23 protein-coding genes are annotated in these 20,902 nt (G+C 72.3%); 12 read left to right on the forward strand and 11 right to left on the reverse strand.

The window, feature by feature from the left end:
• The first annotated feature begins 98 nt into the window (after window positions 1-98).
• Entirely contained in the window at window positions 99-899 is an 801-nt protein-coding gene (locus RFN52_RS11275) for a site-2 protease family protein (protein WP_184845642.1), read from the forward strand.
• A 10-nt stretch (window positions 900-909) separates the two neighbouring features.
• Here RFN52_RS11275 and RFN52_RS11280 read toward each other — a convergent pair whose 3' ends face one another.
• The 3 genes from RFN52_RS11280 to RFN52_RS11290 form a co-directional block, all read right to left on the reverse strand.
• The gene (locus tag RFN52_RS11280) at window positions 910-1,116 is read right to left on the reverse strand and encodes a hypothetical protein (RefSeq protein WP_184845644.1); all 207 of its coding nucleotides are present in this window, start codon (window positions 1,114-1,116) and stop codon (window positions 910-912) included.
• Between the two features lie 72 nt (window positions 1,117-1,188).
• A complete protein-coding gene (npdG, locus tag RFN52_RS11285; protein ID WP_184845646.1) occupies window positions 1,189-1,908 on the reverse strand; it encodes an NADPH-dependent F420 reductase in 720 nt (239 codons plus the stop codon).
• Between the two features lie 38 nt (window positions 1,909-1,946).
• The gene (locus RFN52_RS11290) at window positions 1,947-3,020 is read right to left on the reverse strand and encodes a sialidase family protein (protein WP_184845648.1); all 1,074 of its coding nucleotides are present in this window, start codon (window positions 3,018-3,020) and stop codon (window positions 1,947-1,949) included.
• Window positions 3,021-3,138: 118 nt separating this feature from the next.
• On the opposite strand from RFN52_RS11290, the gene RFN52_RS11295 reads away from it, so the two are divergent.
• Window positions 3,139-3,741 carry a hypothetical protein gene (locus tag RFN52_RS11295; RefSeq protein WP_184845650.1) on the forward strand — a complete coding sequence of 201 codons (603 nt, stop codon included), beginning with the start codon at window positions 3,139-3,141 and terminating at the stop codon, window positions 3,739-3,741.
• Between the two features lie 92 nt (window positions 3,742-3,833).
• Here the strand turns inward: RFN52_RS11295 and RFN52_RS11300 are convergent, their stop codons facing one another.
• Entirely contained in the window at window positions 3,834-4,067 is a 234-nt protein-coding gene (locus RFN52_RS11300; RefSeq protein ID WP_184845652.1) for a hypothetical protein, read from the reverse strand.
• Between the two features lie 58 nt (window positions 4,068-4,125).
• Here RFN52_RS11300 and map point away from each other — a divergent pair, with 58 nt between their 5' ends.
• Window positions 4,126-4,983 carry a type I methionyl aminopeptidase gene (gene map / locus RFN52_RS11305; RefSeq protein ID WP_184845654.1) on the forward strand — a complete coding sequence of 286 codons (858 nt, stop codon included), beginning with the start codon at window positions 4,126-4,128 and terminating at the stop codon, window positions 4,981-4,983.
• 106 nt (window positions 4,984-5,089) lie between these two features.
• Window positions 5,090-5,737, forward strand: coding sequence for a biliverdin-producing heme oxygenase (locus RFN52_RS11310; protein WP_184845656.1), 648 nt, complete (start codon window positions 5,090-5,092; stop codon window positions 5,735-5,737).
• Between the two features lie 104 nt (window positions 5,738-5,841).
• Here RFN52_RS11310 and RFN52_RS11315 read toward each other — a convergent pair whose 3' ends face one another.
• Window positions 5,842-6,486, reverse strand: a complete 645-nt coding sequence (locus RFN52_RS11315; RefSeq protein WP_184845658.1) for a PhzF family phenazine biosynthesis protein — start codon at window positions 6,484-6,486, stop codon at window positions 5,842-5,844.
• Between the two features lie 161 nt (window positions 6,487-6,647).
• On the opposite strand from RFN52_RS11315, the gene efeO reads away from it, so the two are divergent.
• The 4 genes from efeO (at window position 6,648) to RFN52_RS11335 (ending at window position 11,268) form a co-directional block, all read left to right on the forward strand.
• Complete coding sequence (gene efeO, locus RFN52_RS11320) at window positions 6,648-7,796, forward strand: iron uptake system protein EfeO (RefSeq protein WP_184845660.1); 1,149 nt, start codon at window positions 6,648-6,650, stop codon at window positions 7,794-7,796.
• Window positions 7,797-7,798: 2 nt separating this feature from the next.
• Complete coding sequence (efeB, locus tag RFN52_RS11325) at window positions 7,799-9,037, forward strand: iron uptake transporter deferrochelatase/peroxidase subunit (protein ID WP_184845662.1); 1,239 nt, start codon at window positions 7,799-7,801, stop codon at window positions 9,035-9,037.
• A 4-nt stretch (window positions 9,038-9,041) separates the two neighbouring features.
• On the forward strand, window positions 9,042-9,875 hold the full coding sequence (gene efeU / locus RFN52_RS11330; protein ID WP_184845664.1) for an iron uptake transporter permease EfeU: 834 nt from the start codon (window positions 9,042-9,044) through the stop codon (window positions 9,873-9,875).
• 400 nt (window positions 9,876-10,275) lie between these two features.
• Entirely contained in the window at window positions 10,276-11,268 is a 993-nt protein-coding gene (locus RFN52_RS11335; protein ID WP_184845666.1) for an SCO2278 family lipoprotein, read from the forward strand.
• Between the two features lie 6 nt (window positions 11,269-11,274).
• On the opposite strand, the gene RFN52_RS11340 is transcribed toward RFN52_RS11335, so the two are convergent.
• Window positions 11,275-12,015: a bifunctional DNA primase/polymerase gene (locus RFN52_RS11340; protein WP_184845668.1), complete on the reverse strand. Its 741-nt coding sequence runs from the start codon at window positions 12,013-12,015 to the stop codon at window positions 11,275-11,277.
• Window positions 12,016-12,224: 209 nt separating this feature from the next.
• Between RFN52_RS11340 and RFN52_RS11345 the strand changes: the two genes are divergently transcribed.
• A complete protein-coding gene (locus RFN52_RS11345; RefSeq protein WP_184845670.1) occupies window positions 12,225-13,082 on the forward strand; it encodes a glycerophosphodiester phosphodiesterase in 858 nt (285 codons plus the stop codon).
• On the opposite strand, the gene RFN52_RS11350 is transcribed toward RFN52_RS11345, so the two are convergent.
• Complete coding sequence (locus RFN52_RS11350) at window positions 13,061-13,702, reverse strand: TetR/AcrR family transcriptional regulator (RefSeq protein WP_184845672.1); 642 nt, start codon at window positions 13,700-13,702, stop codon at window positions 13,061-13,063. The two genes, RFN52_RS11345 and RFN52_RS11350, sit on opposite strands and share 22 nt — an antisense overlap.
• 108 nt (window positions 13,703-13,810) lie before the next feature.
• Between RFN52_RS11350 and RFN52_RS11355 the strand changes: the two genes are divergently transcribed.
• Both RFN52_RS11355 and RFN52_RS11360 read left to right on the forward strand, forming a co-directional pair.
• Entirely contained in the window at window positions 13,811-14,020 is a 210-nt protein-coding gene (locus RFN52_RS11355; protein WP_184845674.1) for a DUF6243 family protein, read from the forward strand.
• Window positions 14,021-14,152: 132 nt separating this feature from the next.
• On the forward strand, window positions 14,153-15,526 hold the full coding sequence (locus tag RFN52_RS11360; protein ID WP_184845676.1) for a S28 family serine protease: 1,374 nt from the start codon (window positions 14,153-14,155) through the stop codon (window positions 15,524-15,526).
• Here the strand turns inward: RFN52_RS11360 and RFN52_RS11365 are convergent.
• From RFN52_RS11365 to RFN52_RS11380, 4 genes are all read right to left on the reverse strand, one after another.
• Window positions 15,493-15,846: a hypothetical protein gene (locus RFN52_RS11365; RefSeq protein ID WP_184845678.1), complete on the reverse strand. Its 354-nt coding sequence runs from the start codon at window positions 15,844-15,846 to the stop codon at window positions 15,493-15,495. The two genes, RFN52_RS11360 and RFN52_RS11365, sit on opposite strands and share 34 nt — an antisense overlap.
• Window positions 15,847-15,922: 76 nt before the next feature.
• Window positions 15,923-16,906, reverse strand: a complete 984-nt coding sequence (locus tag RFN52_RS11370; RefSeq protein WP_184845680.1) for a small ribosomal subunit Rsm22 family protein — start codon at window positions 16,904-16,906, stop codon at window positions 15,923-15,925.
• 406 nt (window positions 16,907-17,312) lie between these two features.
• Entirely contained in the window at window positions 17,313-18,491 is a 1,179-nt protein-coding gene (locus RFN52_RS11375; protein ID WP_184845682.1) for a serine hydrolase domain-containing protein, read from the reverse strand.
• On the reverse strand, window positions 18,434-19,762 hold the full coding sequence (locus tag RFN52_RS11380; RefSeq protein WP_184845684.1) for a multidrug effflux MFS transporter: 1,329 nt from the start codon (window positions 19,760-19,762) through the stop codon (window positions 18,434-18,436). Before RFN52_RS11380 ends, RFN52_RS11375 begins: the two co-directional genes overlap by 58 nt.
• 86 nt (window positions 19,763-19,848) lie before the next feature.
• On the opposite strand from RFN52_RS11380, the gene RFN52_RS11385 reads away from it, so the two are divergent.
• Complete coding sequence (locus RFN52_RS11385; protein ID WP_184845686.1) at window positions 19,849-20,871, forward strand: Gfo/Idh/MocA family protein; 1,023 nt, start codon at window positions 19,849-19,851, stop codon at window positions 20,869-20,871.
• Window positions 20,872-20,902: the final 31 nt, after the last annotated feature.

Below are 20,902 nucleotides of genomic sequence, written 5' to 3' on the forward strand. Positions count from 1 at the left end.
ACCCTCCCCGGAACCGACCGCCCCGCGCGAGACGTTTTTCACCCGAGCCCGGTACCGTCGGGCCGTCCCACCCCGTGTCGACGAGTGCAGGGAGCCCCATGACCACCGCCACCACCCGCCACAGCGAGCGACGGATCAGTCCCGTGTTCGTCGGGATCGTCGCCGTGACGGCGGTCACGGGATGGGCGACCTGGACCGGGTTCGCCGAGCAGCCCGGCGTCGCCGTGTTCCTGTTCGTGACGGCGGCGTGGATCGTCTCGCTGTGTCTCCACGAGTACGCGCACGCGCGCACCGCCCTGCACAGCGGCGACATCTCCATCGGCGCGAAGGGCTATCTGACCCTCAATCCGCTGAAGTACACGCACGCCCTGCTCAGCATCGTGCTCCCGGTGATCTTCGTGATCATGGGCGGCATCGGTCTGCCCGGCGGTGCCGTGTTCATCGAGCGGAACCGGATCCAGGGCCGCTGGAAGCACAGTCTGATCTCGGCGGCGGGCCCGCTGACGAACGTGCTGTTCGCCGTCGTCTGCACCGCCCCGTTCTGGCTGGACGCCCTGGACGGCGTGCCGAACGACTTCCGGTTCGCGCTGGCCTTCCTCGCGCTGCTCCAGGTGACGGCCGCGCTGCTGAACTTCCTGCCGGTGCCGGGCCTGGACGGCTACGGCGTGATCGAGCCGTGGCTGTCGTACAGCATCCGGCGCCAGGTGGAGCCGTTCGCGCCGTTCGGCCTGCTGTTCGTGTTCGCGCTGCTGTGGCTGCCGGCGGTGAACGGCGTCTTCTTCGACGTGATCGACACCATCCTGAAGTCCCTCGGGATCAGCGACTTCGAGACGTACTGCGGTCAGGCGCTGTACCGCTTCTGGCAGGGCTCGAACGAGTTCTGCTCGGCGGCTCCCTGACCGGTGCGGCTCAGCCGGTGACGGAATTCTGCTGCCTGGCGCGCTTGACGTAGTACCAGCACATGTTGGACGACAGGCCCGCCAGCAGTACCCACACGATCCCCAGGAAGCTGCCCCGCGTGAAGGAGACGACGGCGGCGGCCACGGAGAGCACGCAGACGATCAGGGCGTAGAGGCCGAGTCGCCGGGCCGGGCCGGGTGGGAGCAAGGGGGACATGAGGGTGACTCCTGTCGGGGGACACTGCGGCACTGCTGGTGCCGTCCAGTGTCCCCCATGCCCGTCACCGGCTCACACGTCGGTGACGCGCAGGCCCGCGTGCGCCTTGTACCGGCGGTTCACGGAGATCAGGTTCGCCACCAGCGACTCCACCTGGTGGGCGTTGCGCAGCCGCCCGGCGAAGATGCCGCGCATGCCGGGAATGCGCCCGGCGAGGGCCTGGACGATCTCGACGTCGGCGCGGACCTCTCCGAGCACCATCACGTCGGTGTCGATCTCGTCGATCTCCGGGTCCTGGAGCAGCACGGCCGACAGGTGGTGGAAGGCGGCCGTGACCCGGGAGTCCGGCAGCAGGGCGGCGGCCTGCTCGGCGGCGCTGCCCTCCTCGGGCTTGAGGGCGTAGGCGCCCTTCTTGTCGAAGCCGAGCGGGTTGACGCAGTCGACGACGAGCTTGCCGGCCAGTTCCTCACGCAGGGATTCGAGGGTCTTGCCGTGGCCGTCCCAGGGCACGGCGACGATCACGATGTCGCTGCGGCGGGCGGTCTCGGCGTTGTCGGCGCCCTCGACGCCGTGGCCGAGTTCGTCGGCGGCCGCCTGGGCGCGGTCGGCGGCACGCGAGCCGATGATCACCTTCTGGCCGGCCTTGGCGAGCCGGTAGGCCAGGCCCTTGCCCTGCGGTCCGGTCCCGCCGAGCACCCCCACCACGAGTCCGGAGACGTCGGGCAGGTCCCAGGGGTCCTTGGCGGGGGCCTTCTGGGCGTTGTCGGCGGCAGCACTGTCGGTAGAGGTCATGGCCCCGACTCTACGACCGCGTCACCGCTCCGGGAGGCTCAGGTCAGCTCCGTCACGGGCACCCGCCGGAAGGTGATCGTCTCGTAGGCGCCGAAGTCGCCGGTCTCGTACAGCAGGCCCACGGTGCCGGCGTCGACGCGCACGAGATCCGAGTACGCGGCGGGCAGGCCGTCCACGGTGTACGCCGGGCGCCAGGTGGTGCCGGCGTCGGTGGAGGCACGGATCGTCATCAGGGCGCGGAAGCCCGGGTCGGCGGGGCCGGAGTACAGGAGCAGGTCGGGCTCGCGCAGGTGCAGGACGGCGGCCTCACAGACCGGGGCGGCGATACCGGCCTGGGGGCGGAAGGGCTTCACCAGGGTCTGTCCGCCGTCGGCCGAGTGCGCGTCGGCGCGGGTGCCGGGTGAGGGCGAGTCGTTGCGGGTGTTGAAGTAGAGGCGGCCGTCGGGGAGTTCGGCGGCGGTGGTCTCGTTGGCGTTGATGTGGCCGTCGGGGTTGTCGTCGACGTAGCCGATCCGCCAGGTGGTGCCCTCGTCGTCGCTGAGCAGGCAGTGGCCGCCGTTGTACCTGCCCTCGGTGCCGTTGTCGGTGCCGGTGGGCGGCAGGGAGTGGTTGGCGGGGACGACGACCCTGCCGGTGCTCAGCTGGATCGCGTGGCCCGGGGTGGTGGCGTACCAGCGCCACTCGGGCCGCTTGGTCTGCTGGGTGATCTCCCTCGGCGCGGACCAGGTGCGGCCCTCGTCGTCACTGTGCTGCACCCACACGCGGCGTCCGTCCGCCGCGCTCACCTTGCCGCGCCGGATGGCGTCCTCGGTGGCGAGGGCCGCGTTGCGCACGTGCACGAGGATGACGCGTCCGGTGCCGAGGACGACGGGCGCGGGGTTGCCGGCGAGGGCGTCGCCGTTGCGGGCGGCGACCTGGAGCGGGCCCCAGGTGCGGCCGCCGTCCGTTGAGCGTTTCAGCACGATGTCGATGTTCCCGAAGTCGTCCCGGGAGCCGACCCGGCCTTCGCAGAAGGCGAGCAGGTCACCGGTGCCGGTGGCGACGACGGCGGGGATACGGAAGCTGGCGTACCCCTCCTGTCCGGCGCGGAAGGGGACGCTGGTCTCGGTCATCGGCGGGTTCCTCCGGTCGTTCGACGGCGGTACGGGTGACCGGTCGGCCTACCCAGCCCGGGCGAATACGGGGTGAACCGCACATCACGAGTGACCGTTCGGGGCAGGATGCGCTCCCATGGATGCGGTTCGGGTCGCGTTGCTGCGGGAAGTGCTCGCCGGGACGGAGTGGCTGGGGTCGACGCGGCGGTTCGCCGGGGCGCTGCGCGGCTCGGTGGTGTCGCACGGGGGCGGGCTGCTGCTGGTCGGCACGCCGGAGTACGAGCCGTGGCATCTCGCGGCGCACCTGGTGGACGAGGCCGCCTGGTCGGGCACTCCGGAGCTGGCCCCGACGCTGGTGCGGCACGATGCGCGTCCCTCGGATCCGGCGCATCTGGCGGTCGGTCTGGGCCGGCTGGAGGCGGCCCGGCGGGGTGAGACGCTGCTGGTGGTAGCCCCCACGACGCCGGCCGCGCCGCTCGTGGAACGGGTGTCCGACGCCCGTCGGGCCGGGGCGACGGTCCTGGCCCTCGGCCCCGGGCAGGGCGAGCTGCCGTCCATGGCGCACGAGGTCCTGGCCGTGCCCGACGGTTCGGAACTGGACCTCGACACGGTGCAGCACCTGGTCAGTGCGGCGGCCGGGGAGAACGCCCTGCCCACCCCGCGCGGGCGGCGCCGCTTGCGGGACCGGGTGGCGCGCCTGGCGGAGCATCTGACGGCGCCGCCGCCGGCCCGTTGGTGACGTCCGGGCGTCCTACGGTGAGCCGGGGCGAACGCCCGGGTCCGCGGCTGTCGCGGGCCCGGGCGTCGAAGGGGTCCAGGACCCCTGAGGGGTCAGCTCTCGTCGTCCCGGGTGCCCGCCGGGGCGTCGTGCCACTTGGGGTCGTTCTCCCACTGGAGGTTGCGCTCGCGGGCGGTCGCCATCGCGTGTTCGGCCTCCGTGCGGGAGGCGTACGGCCCGAACCGGTCCTTGTTGGGGCACTCCGGCCCCTCCTCGACCTTCTTGTGCTCCAGGCAGTAGTACCACTCACCCGGCTTGCCGACCGTGCGCTTCTTGAACAGGGCCATGACCAGCTCCTCTCGCCATCGACATGTTCCCCCATGGCCGCTGGTTAGACTCGCTGGCATGTCTGGCCAGTCGCTGCTCGTACCGGGGGAGCTGTCCCCCACCCGTCCCGTGCCCGGAAACATCCGCCGCCCCGAATACGTCGGCAAGCCCGCGCCGACGCCGTACACCGGACCGGAGGTGCAGACGCCCGAGACCGTCGAGGCGATGCGCGTGGCCGGCCGGATCGCGGCCCGGGCGATGGCGGAGGCCGCGAAGCTGATCTCCCCCGGGGTGACCACGGACGAGCTGGACCGGGTCGCGCACGAGTACATGTGCGACCACGGCGCCTACCCCTCGACTCTGGGTTACCGGGGCTTCCCGAAGTCGCTGTGCTCGTCGGTCAACGAGGTCATCTGCCACGGCATCCCGGACTCGACGGTGCTGCGCGACGGCGACATCGTCAACCTCGACGTGACGGCGTACATCGGCGGTGTGCACGGCGACAACAACGCCACCTACCTGGTGGGTGACGTCGACGAGGAGTCGCGGCTGCTGGTGGAGCGGACCCGGGAGTCCCTGGAGCGGGCGATCAAGGCGGTCAAGCCGGGCCGGCAGATCAACATCATCGGCCGGGTCATCGAGTCGTACGCCAAGCGCTTCGGCTACGGAGTCGTCCGCGACTTCACCGGGCACGGCATCAACTCGTCGTTCCACTCGGGCCTGATCATCCCGCACTACGACAGCCCGCACGCGACGACGGTCATCCAGCCCGGCATGACGTTCACGATCGAGCCGATGCTGACGCTCGGGACGCACGAGTACGACATGTGGGACGACGGCTGGACGGTCGTCACGAAGGACCGCAAGCGCACGGCCCAGTTCGAGCACACCCTGGTGGTGACGGACTCGGGCGCGGAGATCCTCACGCTGCCGTAACCCCGCCGCCCGCACACCGCCACCCGGCCCGCCCTCTCCCGCGAGGGCGGGCCGTTCCTTTCGGACCCGGGGTTTTTACCGACAGCCCGTCGGGAAAAGTACGTCCATGGAATCCTTCTCCACGCTTCTTCGGACCGCTTCTCGTGAGCAGCACGAGGAGGTCAGGGGCTCGACCTTCATCGGCGACCTGCTGGGGCACAAACTGGGGGTAGAGGCGTTCGCGCGCTACACGGAGCAGCTGTGGTTCGTGTACGGCGCGCTGGAGGCCGGCGCCCGGCAGCTCGCCGCGGACCCGGTGGCCGGCCCGTTCGTCCGGCCGGAGCTGTTCCGGATGGCGGCGCTGGAGCGGGACCTGGAGTACCTGCGCGGCCCCGGCTGGCGGCGGACGGTGAGCGCGCTGCCGGCCACCCTGGAGTACGCGGAGCGGATCACGGAGTGCGCGCGCGAGTGGCCGGCCGGTTACATCGCGCACCACTACACCCGCTACCTCGGCGACCTCTCCGGCGGGCAGATCATCCGCGACACGGCCGAGAGGAACTGGGGCTTCCCGAAGAAGGGCGACGGCGTCCGTTTCTACGTCTTCGAGGAGATCCCCAACCCGGCCGCCTTCAAGCGGACTTACGCGGAGCTGCTGGACGCGGTGCCCGGTGACGAGCTGGAGCGGCAGCGGATCGTGGCTGAGTGCAAGCGGGCGTACGCGCTGAACAACGCGGTGTTCGAGGCGCTGGGCGAGGAGTTCCCCCTGACGGCGTGAAGGGGCGGGGCCCCCCGCGCGCGGCGAGGGGCCCCGGTGCCGGCTCGGGTGAGAACCGGCCGCCCCTACACGCTGTTCCACCGTACGGCCGCGCTCCGTCCGGGTCAGCGTTCGAGGCGGACCCGGCCGCCGACCTCGGTCCATCCGCCCGGCTGGGGCGCGGTGAGGATCTGGGAGCCCGCGCCCTGGGTGATGTTCAGGGCCCGGCCCAGCCGGTCGGTGAGCAGCAGGGCCGCGGCCCCGGTCGCCTCGTCCTCGTCGATGCCGTCGCCCCGGCCGGGGAAGGCCCGGGCCCGGATCCGCCCGGCGGGCTCGTCCTCCCACGCCCAGGCGTACACCCACTCCCCCGGCGGCGGCACGGCCAGGTCGTCGACCTCGGCGGCACTGCCGTACCGGCGCAGCGTCCGCGGCGGCACCCACTCCGCCCGGGCCTCGATCCAGCAGAACTCCCCGTCCTGCCGGGCGCCGACCACGCCCGCGGGCGTGACCAGTTCGGGCACGTCGAGCAGCCATGCCGTGCCGACGCAGGGGTGCCCGGCGAAGGGCAGCCGCAGCGTCGGGGTGTAGATGTCGATCACTCCGCGCTCGGGATCGTCGACGAACACGGTCTCGCTGAATCCGGCCTTCGCGGCGAACGCCTGGCGTTCGTCCCGCCCGGGCATCACGGATCCCTCACGCACGACCCCGAGCTCGTTGCCGTACCCGCCGTTCGGCCCGCAGAAGACGCGGAGCACGTCGTAGTCAGTCACGAGGGCATTCTCGCCGGTCAAGGGCGCATGCCGGTGCGCCAGGGGTCGCGAGGCGACCTTTGACCTTCCCTTGACGCAACCATGGGGTCGATTTTGAGTCACTTAGGTAATCCTTATGTGCCGTCTTAGGTGAGCCTCACCTTCTCTCCCCTGGAGCCTTCATGCGACCCGCCCGTCCCGCTTCCGTCGTCATCGCCGCCGCGGCGGCCTTGGCCGCCGTCACCGGCTGCACCGAGAAGAGCGACGCGAAGGACGGCGACCACGTCATCAACGTGACGGCGACGGACGACAAGTGCCAGGTGTCGAAGAAGGAGTTCCCGGCCGGGCACGTCGAGCTGGCCGTCGAGAACAAGGGCTCCAAGGTCACCGAGGTCTACGTCCTCTTTCCCGACGACCGCGTGGTCACCGAGCGGGAGAACATAGGCCCCGGCACCAAGCAGCGGGTGACCGCCGAGGTGAAGGCCGGCGACTACCAGATCGCGTGCAAGCCCGGCATGAAGGGCGACGGCATCCGCCAGGCCGTCAAGGCCACCGGCGGCAAGGCCGTCAAGCGCGACCCGCGCCTGGACAAGGCCGTGGCGGCCTACCGCGCCTACGCGCAGGCGCAGGCCGACGAGACGCTGCCGAAGGCGGAGGCGTTCGCCCAGGCCGTCAAGGACGGCGACATCGAGGCGGCGAAGAAGGCGTACGCCCCCTCCCGCATCGGCTGGGAGCGCACCGAGCCGGTCGCCGAGTCCTTCGGGGACATCGACCCCAAGGTCGACGTCCGCGAGGACGGGCTGGAGGACGGCCAGGACCCGGCCACCGACTGGACGGGCTGGCACCGCCTGGAGAAGGCCCTCTGGCAGGACAAGAAGATCGGCGACCGCGAGAAGGACCTCGCCGACCTGCTGATCAAGGACCTGAAGGACTGGCAGAACCGGGTCGGCAAGGCCGAGATCACCCCCACGTCCATGGCCAACGGCGCCAAGGAACTCCTCGACGAGGTCGCCACCGGCAAGGTCACCGGCGAGGAGGAGCGCTACTCGCACACCGACCTGGTCGACTTCAAGGCCAACGTCGAGGGCGCGCAGAAGTCGTACGACCTGCTGAAGCCGGTCGCGAAGGAGAACGACGCGGCCCTCGTCACCGAACTCGACGAGCAGTTCGCGGCCCTGGACAAGCTGCTCGACCGGTACCGCCCGAACACCACGTCGTACGACTTCACCTCCTACGACAAGGTCGGCAAGGCCGACCGCAAGGAGCTCTCCGACGCGGTCAACGCCCTGGCGGAGCCGCTGTCGAAGCTCGCCGCAGCCGTGGTGAAGTAGCCATGACGGACACCAACTCCCCTTCCCCCAGCCGCCGTTCCCTGCTCGGCTGGGGCGGCGCGGGCCTGGCGCTCGGCGCGGCCGCGGCGGGCGGCGCGGTGGCGATGGCCCGCACCGAGGACGACGCCTCGCCGTCGGCCGGCTCGGCGATCGCCTTCCACGGCCCCCACCAGGCGGGCATCGCCACCCCGGTCCAGGACCGCCTGCACTTCGCCGCGTTCGACGTGACGACCGACGACCGCGAGGCCTTCGTCCGGCTGCTGAAGGACTGGACGGCGGCCGCCCGGCGCATGACGGCCGGCCACGCCGTCGGCGAGGGCGCCTACGGCGGCCTGGCCGAGGCGCCCCCGGACGACACCGGCGAGGCACTGGGCCTGAAGCCCTCCCGCCTGACCCTCACCATCGGCTTCGGCCCGTCCCTGTTCGAGAAGTTCGGCCTCACCGACCGCCGCCCGGAGGCCCTGGTCGACCTGCCGAAGTTCGCGGGTGACAACCTCGACAAGAACCGCAGCGGCGGCGACCTGTGCATCCAGGCCTGCGCCGACGACCCCCAGGTCGCGGTCCACGCCGTCCGCAACCTGGCCCGCATCGGCTTCGGCAAGGTCGTCGTCAAGTGGTCGCAGCTCGGCTTCGGCAAGACCTCCTCCACCACGCCCGAGGCGCAGACCCCGCGCAACCTCATGGGCTTCAAGGACGGCACCCGCAACATCGCGGGCACGGAGACGGACCGCCTGAAGAAGTTCGTCTGGGTGGACGGCAAGGACGGCCCGCCCTGGATGGAGGGCGGCTCCTACCTGGTCGCCCGCCGTATCCGCATGCACATCGAGACCTGGGACCGCACCTCGCTGCAGGAGCAGGAGGACATCTTCGGCCGCGACAAGGGCGAGGGCGCCCCGGTCGGCAAGGCCAAGGAACGCGACGAGCCGTTCCTGAAGGCGATGAAGCCCGACGCGCACGTCCGGCTGGCGCACCCCGACACCAACCACGGGGCGACGATCCTGCGCCGCGGCTACTCCTTCACCGACGGCACGGACGGCCTCGGCCGCCTGGACGCGGGCCTGTTCTTCCTGGCCTACCAGCGCGACGTCCGCAAGGGCTTCATCCCCGTCCAGCGTAGTCTGGCCGCGGACGCGCTCAACGAGTACATCCAGCACGTGGGTTCGGCGCTCTTCGCCGTCCCGCCGGGCGTCCGCGACAAGGACGACTGGTGGGGCCGGACGCTGTTCTCGAAGGAGGCCTGACCCGGTGTTCTCCAACTACCTGATCGGTCTGCGCGAGGGCCTGGAGGCGAGCCTCGTCGTCTGCATCCTCATCGCCTACCTGGTCAAGACGGACCGCAGGGACGCCCTGAAGCCGATCTGGGCCGGCATAGCCGTCGCGCTCGCCCTCGCGCTGGGCTTCGGCTGCGCCCTCGAATTCGGCTCCCAGGAGCTGACGTTCCAGGCGCAGGAGGCGCTCGGCGGCTCGCTGTCGATCCTCGCGGTGGGACTGGTGACGTGGATGGTGTTCTGGATGCGCCGCACCGCCCGTCACCTCAAGTCGGAGCTGCACGGCAGGCTGGACGCCGCGCTGGCGATGGGCACGGGCGCGCTGGTCGCCACGGCCTTCCTCGCGGTGGGCCGGGAGGGTCTGGAAACGGCCCTGTTCGTCTGGGCGTCGGTCCACGCGGCGAGCGACGGCACGCCGCGTCCCCTGCTCGGCGTCGCCCTGGGCCTCCTCACGGCGGTCCTCCTGGGCTGGCTGTTCTACCGGGGCGCGCTGCGCATCAACCTGGCCAAGTTCTTCACGTGGACCGGCGGCATGCTGGTGGTCGTCGCGGCCGGCGTCCTGGCCTACGGTTTCCACGACCTCCAGGAGGCCGACTTCCTGCCCGGCCTCACCGACAAGGCCTTCGACATCTCCGGCACGATTCCTCCGGACAGCTGGTACGGCACGCTCCTCAAGGGCATCCTCAACTTCCAGCCCGACCCCACGACACTCCAAGTCACGGTGTGGCTCCTGTACTTGATCCCGACCCTGGCCTTGTTCCTGGCACCGACCCGGACGACGGCCCCAACTCCGGTCCGCGACAAGGCGTGACAACGCACCGCCGCTGACACTTGAGGCCGGGGCGTTCCGCAACCCGGCGGAACGGGGTGCCGCCTGCGCCCACCCGTGCCGCCCCCAGCGGCACGCATGCCCGCAGCTGGGCGGGGCGAGCCCGCACCCGCGTACGGCGAGCAGGGGCCGTGCCGGGGGGTGTCCGCCCGCAGCGGTTGGCGCGTCGACGAACAGTCAGTCGGCACGCAACCTCATCGCGCCGTTCCGAGGACGGACACCCCCCGGCGCGGCCCCGACCCACCCCCCCACGGTCAGGCGAAGCGCGCACCCCCACCCGGCGCAAGCCGAAGAGAACGCGCACCCCCACCCCACCCCGCGCCCAACCGCCGGAGGCACCCGGTAGGGTTCGCCTCCGGAAAGGGGAAGGTGAAGGTACCCGATGAGCAGGGATCGCGACCCTCGAACGCTCCGCAGGCCCGCCCGGAGCGCCCTCATAGCAACCTCGGCGACCGCTTTGTCGCTGACGGCCAGTGGATGCGTCGTCGTGCACGGCGAACGGGAGATCCTCCCGTCCACGACCCGTGCCGAAGCCGCCCAGGCCCTCCAGGAGTTCACGACCGCGTACAACGAGGCCGACAAGGCCTACGACGGCACCCTGGACGCCGGCCACACCACCGGCGCCCTCGCCGACATCGACTCGGCCCGCCTCAAGGCCGGGAAGGCGAACAACCCGGACGGCAACCCGCGCCACACCCCGCTGAAGCTGACGGACGCGAAGTTCACGATCCCGAAGAAGGCCGGCTGGCCCCGCTGGTTCGTGGCCGACGCGGCCGGCAACAAGGGCGGCACCTCCCGCTGGCTCCTGGTCTTCACCCGCAGCAGCCTGGACGACCCCTTCCAGGTGGCGTACCTGACGCTCGTCGCCCCGGACAAGGTCCCGCAGTTCAAGACGGACGCCGACGGCTGGGCCGAGCCCGTCCCCGTGAACTCCACCGACCTGGCCACGGACCCCGGCGACCTGAGCCGGACGTACACGACGTATCTGAAGGACGGCGGAGAGACCTTCACGGACGGCCCCCACACCAGCCAGTGGCGTGCCGTGCGCCAGAAGAACTCCAAGAAGCCGGGCATGGTCACCCAGTACATCGACGAGCCGTTGACGAACGGCGACTACGCCCCCCTCGCGCTGCGCACGGCGGACGGCGGGGCGCTGGTGTTCTTCACCACACGCCACTTCGAGAAGCAGACCGCCTACGCGGGCACCTCCGTCCCCACCCCCAACAAGGACGTCCTCGCCCTGACGAAGGGCGAGATCAAGCAGTCCTTCACGATGGAGTTCGTCTCCAACGAGGTGGCGCTGGACCCCAAGGGCCAGGGCAAGGTGACCATCCTGGGCAGGATCCAGGGCCTGACGTCGGCGGAGGGCTCGTAGCGGGCCTCAGTGCCGCAGGGGCCAGCCCGCCCCTGCGGAGTGGTCCGCGTCCTCACCGATGTAGCGCGCACAGACCTCCGTGAGCACCTCCAGCAGGCTCAGCGGATCCGGCAGCGCGTGCTCCGGCCCGCGCACCCACCGCACCGCCCGGTCCTCACCGGGCAGCAGCGCCGGCGGCACAAGGACGTAGGAGCCCCGGCAGTGCCAGCGCAGCCCGGGGTGTTCGTCCGCCGTCTCGGGGTGGCAGTCCAGTTCGCACGGCCACCACTCGTCCTCGTCCTCGGGAGTGCCGCGGGTGAGCGTGAAGAAGAGGAGGCGGCCGTCGTCGCTCTCGGCGACCGGCCCGACCTCGACGCCGGCGGCGAGCAGCCGCTCCAACGCGTCGCGACCGGCATCGAGGGGCACGTCGAGGACGTCGTGCACCATGCCGGTCGCGGTGATGAAGTTGGCCTGCGGCTGGTGGCGGGCCCAGCGCTCGATCTGGCCGCGGTCGGTGGTCGACTGCGTCTGCCAGGCGAAGGACACCGGGTGCCGGGCGGGGGTGGGACAGCCGACCCGGTCGCAGGAGCAGCGGTACCCGGCCGCCGGGTGGGCCGCGGGCGCGAGGGGCAGTCCCGCCTCGGCGGCGGCGAGCAGCAGGGCCTCACGGCCGCCGTCCCCGGCGGTCTCCTTCGGCCGGCGCCCGGCGCGCAGCCACTGGGTGAGTTTGCCCTGCAGGCCGCTCCGGCCGCCGAACTCCGCGCTCATCTATCCCCTCGCCTCGCCGTCGTGCGGAACAGCATGCCTCATGGTCCCACCTTCCCGCGCACCGGGGGGCCAGTGCCCACCATCCAGGACAGGTAGGACGCAACGTACAGCGGGCGTCCGAAGGGAGAAGAAACGGCGAAAGCCGCTTCCCGCCATGATCGGGTGTCATTGCCCGCTTTGCCGTGACATAGCGCCCTACCGTGGTCGCCATGGTCACATGGATCGCGCTGACGGGTCTGGCCTCCGCGGCTTCCGTGGTCTCGCTGACCCTCACGGGCCCCGGCGGCCGTGCCCCGGCCCCACTGGAGTGGGGCGCGGGCCCGCTGACCGTGGCGGCCCTGCCCCGGATCACCTACGTCGCGCACCGTGGCGGCGCCCGTGAGGTACCCGAGAACAGCATGGCGGGGCTGACGACCGCCTACGAGCGCGGGACGGCGCAGGTGCTGGACTTCGACACGCGGCTGCTGCGCGACGGCACGCCGGTGGTGTTCCACGACGAGACCCTGAACCGCACCACCTACCTGGGCGGCGCGGTGGGCGGCCTGGACGCCCGGGAGTGGCGGGGCGTACGGCTGCGCCCGAAGGACAGGCTGCCGGGGAGCTGGCGGTCGGAGCGGCCGCCGACGGTCGCCGAGGTGCTGGATCGTTTCGGCGGGCGGATCGTGCTGATGCTGGAGGCGAAGGATCCGCGGAGCCTGGACCGGCTGGCCGAGCTGATCCGGGCCCGCGGCCTGACCCGCTCGGTGTTCGTGAACTCCAACGACCCCGAGGTCGCCCGGCGCGTCCACCGCCTCGGGCTGCTCGCTCAGTTGTGGCGCTCGGCGCAGCAGCTCCGCACGGACCGCCCGGAACGCTGGCGGTCGTTCGTGGATCTGCTCGACGTGGACCACCGGGCGCGCGACGCGGACCTGGTGCGGGCGGTGAACTCGGGGATCGCCCGGGTGTGGGCGCACACCGTGCTGACGGACACGCAGCGGGACCGGGTGCTGGCGCTGGGCTGCGGCGGCGTGATCACGGACGCGCCGGGGCGCCTGGCCCGGGCCGCTCAGCGCGGGGCCAGGCCGTGAAGGGCGTAGTCGACGAGGGTGTCGGTGTACTCGTAGGAGATGGGGCCGGTGTGCTGGAGCCAGCGCTGGGCGAGCGGGGAGACGAAGAACTCCAGGGCGATGCGCGGGTCGATCTCGGGCCGCACCTGGCCGGCTTCCTGCGCGGCGCGCAGCCGGGTGATGTAGAGGTCGAGTGAGGGCTGCATCAGCTTCGCCACGAGCTCGCGCCCGAGCTGCTCGTTGACGACGCCCTCGGCGGCCAGCGCGCGGGAGGGCGCCTCGAACCTCGGGTCGCGCAGTTCGTCGACGGTGGCGCGCAGGACGAGCTTGAGGTCGGCGGCGATGTCCCCGGTGTCCGGGAAGGTGTACGACTCCGGCCCGGCGTCCGGCGCGGACCGTTCGGCCAGGTCGAGGAAGGCCTCCATCAGGACGTCCGCCTTGGACGACCACCATCGGTAGATCGTCTGCTTGCCGACACCGGCGCGGGCGGCGATGCCCTCGATGGTGGTCTTCGGGTAGCCGGCCTCGACGACGAGCGCGAGGGCGGCGTCGTAGATGGCGCGGCGGGACTTCTCGCTGCGCCGGGCGGAGTCGGGGGCGTGCTTGCCGGGGGCGGGCTGGGCGGATTTCTGGGCGGCCATGACTCGAACTTATCAGGTTGACAAGACGGAGCGTCTCGCCGACAGTGGAGCGGTGCACACGAGACGAACCGTCTCGTAGTGAATCAGGAATCAGGGAAGGAGCCCGGGATGGCCCGAGGCGGAGCCGGAAACATGCTGGGTGTCGGCGGATCGCGCAGGAACCTCGGCCGCACGGCGCTGCGCGGCGGCGGCCGGGGCGGCCGGATCGGCGGCGGTCTCGACCCGCAGGCACAGAAGCGCGAACTGCTGCGCAAGCTCCAGGAGAAACGACAGCAGCGGGAGGGGCGGGAGGAGGGCACGGCCGGCGAGGTGTCGTGAGCCTCCCCCGCGCGAGGGAGAGCGGACCCCCGCGCGCGGGATCCTCCCGGGACGTCCGGCGGATGTACTGAGGCGGTCGCGGCCCGCGACCGGCGCACACCCGCCGCACGGACACCCGGGAGGACTCGGCTCATGACCGCATGGACCAGACGACGGCTGCTCACCTCGGCGGCGGCCACGGCCCTCCCGGCGGCGGGCCTCGCCACCGCGGCGGCGCCGCCCGCGCGGGCGGCGGCAGCGACGGCCCGCACCGGGGACGCCGACGTGGCCGACGCCTTACGGGCCCTGCCCGCAGTGCGTCTGATCGAGGAGCGGCAGGACGCCGGACCGGGGTACCGGCACTTCGTCCTGGGCCTGCGCCAGCCGGTCGACCACACGAACCCCGCCGCGGGCACCTTCGAGCAGCGCCTCACCCTGCTCCACACCGCCGCCGACCGCCCCACCGTGCTGTTCAGCACGGGCTACACCGCGGTCCTCACCCCACGGCTGACCGAACCGGCCGTGCTGCTCGGCGCCAACCAACTCCAGGTCGAGCACCGCTACTTCGGCGCCTCACGTCCGGCGGAACCCGGCTACGCCCACCTCACGATCCGCCAGGCCGCCGACGACCACCACCGCGTCGTGCGGCTCTTCCGCCGGATCTACCCCGGCGCGTGGATCTCCACCGGCGGCAGCAAGGGCGGCATGGCGAGCGTCTACCACCGGCGTTTCCATCCCCACGACGTGAACGGCACGGTGGTCTACTCGGCCCCGAACAACACCGACGACCGCGACGACCGCGCGTATCTCCGCTTCCTGGAGACGGTCGGCACCCCCGCGGCCCGGGAGGCCCAGCGGACGGCCCAGCGGGCGATCCTGCTGCGCCGGGCCGAGATGGCCGCCCGCTACGAGGCCTGGGCGGCCGCCGCCAACGACACCTTCCGGCTCGTCGGCGGCGCCGACAGGGCGCTCGAAATCGCCGTCCTGCGCGCGCCGTTCATGTTCTGGCAGCGCGGCACACCGGCCGACGTCGCGGCGATCCCCGGCCCCGGCGCGACGGACGGCGAGCTGTACACCTGGCTGGACGACACGGCGGGCCTGGAGCTGTACGCCGACACGACCGCCCGGAACTACATCCCGTACTGGTACCAGATCGGCACCCAGCTCGGTTACGGCGGCTTCCCCACCGCGCACCTCGCCGGCCTGCTCCGCCACCCGGGCGCCGCCGAGCCGCGCAGTTTCGTCCCCCGGGACGTCCCCCTGCGCTTCGACCGGGCAGCGATGCCCGACATCGACCGCTGGGTCCGGCGGCGCGGCAGCCGGCTGCTGTTCCTCTACGGCACCCAGGACCCGTCGGTGGCCGAGCACTTCCGCCCCGGGGGCCCGGACTCACGGGTGCTGTGGGTGCCGGGCGGGAACCACGGGGCCGACCTCGCGGACCTGTCCCCCGCCGACCGGACGGCGGCGGAGGACACGCTGGCCCGCTGGGCGGGTCAGGAGTACTTCACGCACACGTTGGGCACGTAGCCCACCGTGCCGCGGTAGTTGACCTTGCGCCAGTAGTGGTAGCTGTCGATCCCGCAGGTGTTCCTGTACGAGCCGCCGTCGACGCCCTTGATGTCGCAGCCCTTGGTGCCCTTGTACCAGAGGCGCAGACTGGTGGACCGGGTGCTGGCCGACTTGCGGACGTGAACGGTCGACAGGGCCGTCAGGCTCTTGCAGTTCGCCGTCGCCGCGACGGTGGCCATGTCCTCGCTCTTGACCGTCGCCGTGCCGGAGGCGCTCGGCACGAGCCCGGCCAGGGCCAGGGCCGCCACCGCCAGTGGGGCGATCAGCAGTTTCTTCAAGGTTCCTCCCGTTTCAGTGGTACGCGTTGCTCACGCCCGAGGGCGCGAGTTGATCTTATGCGTACCTGACAGAAGCTCAGGAGGGCGGCCAGGCGTCTCCCCAGTCGGCGTCCCGCGCGGCCTTGTACAGGTCGCCGTGGCGCTTGGTGACGGTGGTCCGGCGCAGGGACGGTTCGCTCTCGCACAGGTCGAGGAGGACTTGGCCCTTGCGGATCTGAGGGCGCCGGACGACCCGGTTGGCAGCCGGTTCGACGGGGAAGCGGGCAGCGGCGACGTAGGCGAACTTCTCGTCCTCGTAGGCGAGGGAGCCGCCCTTGACCTGGCGGTGCAGGGAGGAGCGGCTGACCCGGGCGGAGAAGTGGCACCAGTCCGTGCCGGGGGCGATGGGGCAGGCGGCGCTGTGCGGGCAGGGGGCGGCGATGCGGAAACCGGTCGTGATCAGCCGGTCGCGGGCCTCGATGAGCCGGGCGTAGCCGTCGGGGGTGCCGGGCTCGACGATCACGACGGCCTGTGCGGCGGCCGCGGCGGCGTCGACGAGGGCGGTGCGGTCGGCGGCGGTCAGCTCGTTGAGGACGTAGGAGACGGTGACGAGGTCCGTGCTGTCGAGGGTGAGCGCCGGTCCGATCCGGGAGCGCTGCCAGCGTACGTCCCGCAGCTCCGGGTTGGCCGCGGCGATCTCCCGCCCCAGGGCGAGCGCGGGCTCGGCCCAGTCGAGCACGGTGACGGGCCGCTCCCCGCCCCAGACCGCGTTCACGGCCCAGGCGGCGGCGCCCGTGCCCCCGCCGAGGTCGGTGTGCCCGCCCGGCGCCCACGCGGGCACGGCGTCCGCGAACGCCTCCAGCGCGGCGCGTACGGCCTCGAAGGTCGCGGGCATCCGGTAGGCGGCGTAGGCGGCGACGTCGGCCCGGTCCCGGAGGATGGGAGCGTCGGTCGGGGTGGCCCCCCGGTAGCTGGCGATCAGCCGCTCGACCGCCTGCGAGGCCTGCCGGGGCGGCAGCCCGTCGAGCAGACCGGCAAGAGCGGCACGGAGGTTTTCAGCCGGGGGTGCGGGGGCGTTCACCCGGCGATTCTACGAGGCGGGCCGGGGCGGGCGCGGCGCTCGCCCGGGGCGGTCCGCGCCCGGGCTTCCGGCCACCGTCCTACGGCGCCGCCGGTGTCCGTCTCCGCCCTGGCTCCGGGGCCGGGCCGGCTCGGCTGGGCTGGGCTGAGCTGGGCTGAGCTGGGCTGAGCTGCCAGTCCATGACCGCTGTGATCACCATGACCGCCGTGACCGCCGTAACCACCGTGACCACCGTGACCGTCCGGACCGCGGCGCGACGGGCCGGGAACCGGCCGGGCTCCCCCGGGCGGCCCGTGCCGGTCACCGCGGGACGACGCGACGGCCCTCAGGGAGGCCGCGTCCACCGCCGGAGCCGTGAGGCGACGACACCACTCCCCGGCCGGGCGCCCCCACCCCTACCGGAGGGTCACCGCACCGCCCGTGCCACCCGTGACGCCGCTGCCGCTCTCGGTGCGCTGTCCGGGTGGCGGCGGCGTGGGTGGACCGCGTTGGTGAGGAGGATCAGGAACGTGTCCGTGGCCGGGTCGAGGACGAGGGACGTGCCGGTGAAGCCCGTGTGGCCCGCCGCGCCGCGGCCCGCCAGGTCGCCCATGAACCAGGGCTGGTCGAGGGAGAAGCCGAGGCCCGGCGGGGTGAAGAGGAGCTCGACGAAGTCGGGGCCGAGGATACGGGCCGGGCCGTAGGAACCGCCGGCGAGGAGGGTGCGGCAGAACACCGCGAGGTCCCGGCCGGTGGAGAACAGGCCCGCGTGGCCGGCCACGCCCCCGAGGGCCCAGGCGTTCTCGTCGTGGACCTCGCCCCGCAGCATCCCCCGGTCCGCCTTCGCCCACGGCCGCCGCTGGTCCTCCGTCGCCGCGGCACCCGGGCAGGGCCCGAAGTCCGTCGCCGTCATGCCCAGCGGCCGGGTGATGCCGTCGTGGACGAGGACGTCGAGCGTGCGGCCGGTGACGCGCTCCAGGACGTACTGGAGGAGGAGCATGTTGAGGTCGGAGTAGCAGTACGTGCCCGGGACCCCGACCGGCGGCTCCGCCTGGAGCGCGGCGAGCCGCTGCGCGTCGTCGGCGTAGTCGTAGAGGGGCAGTTCGGGCCGCAGCCCCGACGTGTGGGTGAGCAGCTGCCGCACGGTGATGCCGTGCCGGGCGGCCGCCGTGAAGTCGGGCAGGTACGCCCCGACCTTCGCGTCGATGCCGAGCGTGCCGCGCTCGATCTGCTGCACGGCGGCCACGGACGTGAACAGTTTCGTGAGGGATGCCAGGTCGAAGGGCGTGCCGACGGTCATCGGGACCCGGTCCTCGCGGGGCAGTTCCACCCCGGCGTCGGCCTCGGGGTCGTAGGCCGCGTAGCGCACGGCCCACCCCGCGGCCTCCTCCACCGCGATCACCGGGCCGCGTCCGACGACCAGGACGGCTCCGGGCGCCCAGGGGCGCTGCCCCGTGGTCAGGACGTGGACCTCCCGGACGAGGTGACGCAGCTCCGCGGGGTCGAGTCCGGCCCGTTCCGGCGTGCCGTCGCGCAGTCTGGGTGCGCTCAGCTGACTGCTCCTTCCACGCTCGGGCGGCTGCTGTCCTTCTTCCAGGGTCGGCACATTCCCATGAAGCAGGCAAGTGCCACCAGTGCGGCGGCCAGTTGGACGACGGCCATCGGGACGGCGGTGTCCTCCCCGGCGACGCCGACGAGCGGGGAGGCGATCGCGCCGATGAGGAACGAGGTGGTGCCGAGCAGGGCCGACGCCGAACCGGCGGCGTGCTTGGTGCGCATCAGGGCGAGGGCCTGGGTGTTGGGCAGGGTGATGCCCATCGCGGACATCAGCACGAACAGCGCCGCGGCGACGGGCACGAGTCCGACCTCGCCGAAGACGCCCAGGGACATCAGCAGCAGCGCGGTCGCGGCGGTGATGACGATCGCGAGGCCGATGCCCAGCACCCGGTCGAGGCTGACCCGGCCGACCAGGACCTTGCCGTTGATCTGGCCGACGAGGACCAGCCCGACGGAGTTGACGCCGAACAGCAGGCTGAACGTCTGCGGGGAGGCGCCGTAGATCTCCTGGATGACGAACGGGGAGGCCGAGATGTAGGCGAACAGGGAGGCGAAGGCGAAGCCGCCGGCGAGGGTGTAGCCGGCGAAGGAGCGGTCGGCGAGCAGGCCGCGCATCGAGCGCAGGGCCTCGCCGACGCCGCCGCTGTGCCGCTCGGCGGGCGCCAGCGTCTCGGGCAGCCGTGCCCACACCAGGACCCCGATCAGCACGCCGATGACCGTGAGGACGGCGAACACGCCCCGCCAGTCCGTGACGCGCAGGACCTGCCCGCCGATCAGCGGCGCCACGATCGGGGCGACGCCGGAGATCAGCATGAGGGTGGAGAAGAAGCGGGCCATGGCCATGCCGTCGTAGAGGTCGCGGACGACGGCCCGGGCGATCACTATGGCGGCCGCCCCCGCGAGGCCCTGGGCCAGCCGGAAGGCCACCAGCAGCTCGACGGTGGGGGCGAGCGCGCACAGGACGGTCGCGACGACGAAGACGGCGAGCCCGGCGAGCAGCGGACGGCGGCGCCCCCACCGGTCGCTCATCGGCCCGACCACGAGCTGCCCGAGCGCCATGCCGGCCAGGCAGGCCGTGAGGGTGAGCTGGACGGTCGCGGCGGGGGCGTGCAGGGAGCGGGTGACCTGCGGCAGGGACGGGAGGTACATGTCCATCGCCAGCGGGGGCACGGCGGTCAGGCTTCCGAGGAGGAAGGTGACCAGGAGCCCGGTGCGGCGGTGCGGGGTGCGGTCGGGCCGCTCCGTCCCGGCTGCGGCCTCCCGCTCGGTGTCCGATGCCTCCTGCGCGGTCTTCGATATGGACGCCCCGCCCTCGGGCATGAGTCCCTCCCTCTGTGTGTCGATCGCCACCTATGCTCTCAGCTCGTACGCAGTGCTCGGGGTCACGAGGTGGAGGCGGGGCGGCAATGACGGCGGACACGGTGCGGTGGGGGATCCTGGCGACCGGCGGGATAGCGGGCGCGTTCACGGCGGATCTGATCGACCTGCCCGACGCGGAGGTCGTGGCCGTGGCGTCGCGGTCTCAGGCGTCGGCGAAGGCGTTCGCGGAGCGGTTCGGGATCCCCCGGGCCTACGGCGACTGGAACGCCCTCGCGCAGGACGAGGACATCGATGTCGTCTACGTCGCCACCCCGCACACGGCGCACCGGACCGCCGCCGGGCTGTGTCTCGCGGCCGGGCGGCACGTGCTGTGCGAGAAGCCCTTCACGCTGAACGTGGGCGAGGCGGAGGAACTCGTCGCGCTGGCGCGGGAGCACGGCCGCTTCCTGATGGAAGCGATGTGGATGTACTGCAACCCGCTGGTACGGCGGCTCAAGGCCCTCGTCGACGACGGGGTGATCGGCGAGGTGCGCAGCGTCCAGGCCGACTTCGGGCTGGCCGGCCCGTTCCCGCCCTCGCACCGGCTGCGCAACCCGGAGCTGGGCGGCGGCGCGCTGCTCGATCTGGGCGTGTATCCGGTGTCGTTCGCGCAGCTGCTGCTCGGGGAGCCGTCGGACGTCGTGGCGCGGGCGGTGCTCTCCGAGGAGGGTGTCGACCTCCAGACGGCGGCGGTGCTCTCCTTCGACAGCGGCGCGCTCGGTTCGGTGCACTGCTCCATCGTGGGCGGTACGGCGACCTCCGCGTCGGTCACCGGCTCCAAGGGCCGGATCGACATCCCGCACGGATTCTTCTTCCCGGACCGTTTCGTCCTGCATCGGGACGGCCGTGACGCCGAGGAGTTCACCGCCGACCCGGCGGACGGCCCGCGCAACAGCATGCGCCACGAGGCGCTGGAGGTCATGCGGGCGGTGCGCGCCGGCGAGACGGAGTCCCCGCTGGTGCCGCTGGACGGCACGCTCGCCGTGATGCGGACGCTCGACGCGATCCGGGGCCGCGTCGGCGTCCGCTACCCCGACGAGACGGGCGAGCCGGAACTCACGCTCGCCTGACGCCCTGATCCCGCCGGGGGCACGGGAGTGC

It is taken from the genome of Streptomyces collinus (genome assembly GCF_031348265.1).
GTDB classification, from domain to species: domain Bacteria; phylum Actinomycetota; class Actinomycetes; order Streptomycetales; family Streptomycetaceae; genus Streptomyces; species Streptomyces collinus.

Excerpts from the sequence above, each read along its gene's own strand:
- efeB (WP_184845662.1), top strand. The coding sequence starts at position 7,799 with ATGACGGACACCAACTCCCCTTCCCCCAGCCGCCGTTCCCTGCTCGGC.
- RFN52_RS11340 (WP_184845668.1), bottom strand. The coding sequence starts at position 12,015 with ATGAGCGCGGAGTTCGGCGGCCGGAGCGGCCTGCAGGGCAAACTCACC.
- RFN52_RS11385 (WP_184845686.1), top strand. The coding sequence starts at position 19,849 with ATGACGGCGGACACGGTGCGGTGGGGGATCCTGGCGACCGGCGGGATA.
- RFN52_RS11295 (WP_184845650.1), top strand. The coding sequence starts at position 3,139 with ATGGATGCGGTTCGGGTCGCGTTGCTGCGGGAAGTGCTCGCCGGGACG.
- RFN52_RS11310 (WP_184845656.1), top strand. The coding sequence starts at position 5,090 with ATGGAATCCTTCTCCACGCTTCTTCGGACCGCTTCTCGTGAGCAGCAC.
- RFN52_RS11280 (WP_184845644.1), bottom strand. The coding sequence starts at position 1,116 with ATGTCCCCCTTGCTCCCACCCGGCCCGGCCCGGCGACTCGGCCTCTAC.
- RFN52_RS11350 (WP_184845672.1), bottom strand. The coding sequence starts at position 13,702 with ATGGCCGCCCAGAAATCCGCCCAGCCCGCCCCCGGCAAGCACGCCCCC.
- RFN52_RS11355 (WP_184845674.1), top strand. The coding sequence starts at position 13,811 with ATGGCCCGAGGCGGAGCCGGAAACATGCTGGGTGTCGGCGGATCGCGC.
- RFN52_RS11290 (WP_184845648.1), bottom strand. The coding sequence starts at position 3,020 with ATGACCGAGACCAGCGTCCCCTTCCGCGCCGGACAGGAGGGGTACGCC.
- efeO (WP_184845660.1), top strand. The coding sequence starts at position 6,648 with ATGCGACCCGCCCGTCCCGCTTCCGTCGTCATCGCCGCCGCGGCGGCC.
- map (WP_184845654.1), top strand. The coding sequence starts at position 4,126 with ATGTCTGGCCAGTCGCTGCTCGTACCGGGGGAGCTGTCCCCCACCCGT.
- RFN52_RS11360 (WP_184845676.1), top strand. The coding sequence starts at position 14,153 with ATGACCGCATGGACCAGACGACGGCTGCTCACCTCGGCGGCGGCCACG.
- RFN52_RS11380 (WP_184845684.1), bottom strand. The coding sequence starts at position 19,762 with ATGCCCGAGGGCGGGGCGTCCATATCGAAGACCGCGCAGGAGGCATCG.
- npdG (WP_184845646.1), bottom strand. The coding sequence starts at position 1,908 with ATGACCTCTACCGACAGTGCTGCCGCCGACAACGCCCAGAAGGCCCCC.
- RFN52_RS11300 (WP_184845652.1), bottom strand. The coding sequence starts at position 4,067 with ATGGCCCTGTTCAAGAAGCGCACGGTCGGCAAGCCGGGTGAGTGGTAC.
- RFN52_RS11335 (WP_184845666.1), top strand. The coding sequence starts at position 10,276 with ATGAGCAGGGATCGCGACCCTCGAACGCTCCGCAGGCCCGCCCGGAGC.
- RFN52_RS11275 (WP_184845642.1), top strand. The coding sequence starts at position 99 with ATGACCACCGCCACCACCCGCCACAGCGAGCGACGGATCAGTCCCGTG.
- RFN52_RS11345 (WP_184845670.1), top strand. The coding sequence starts at position 12,225 with ATGGTCACATGGATCGCGCTGACGGGTCTGGCCTCCGCGGCTTCCGTG.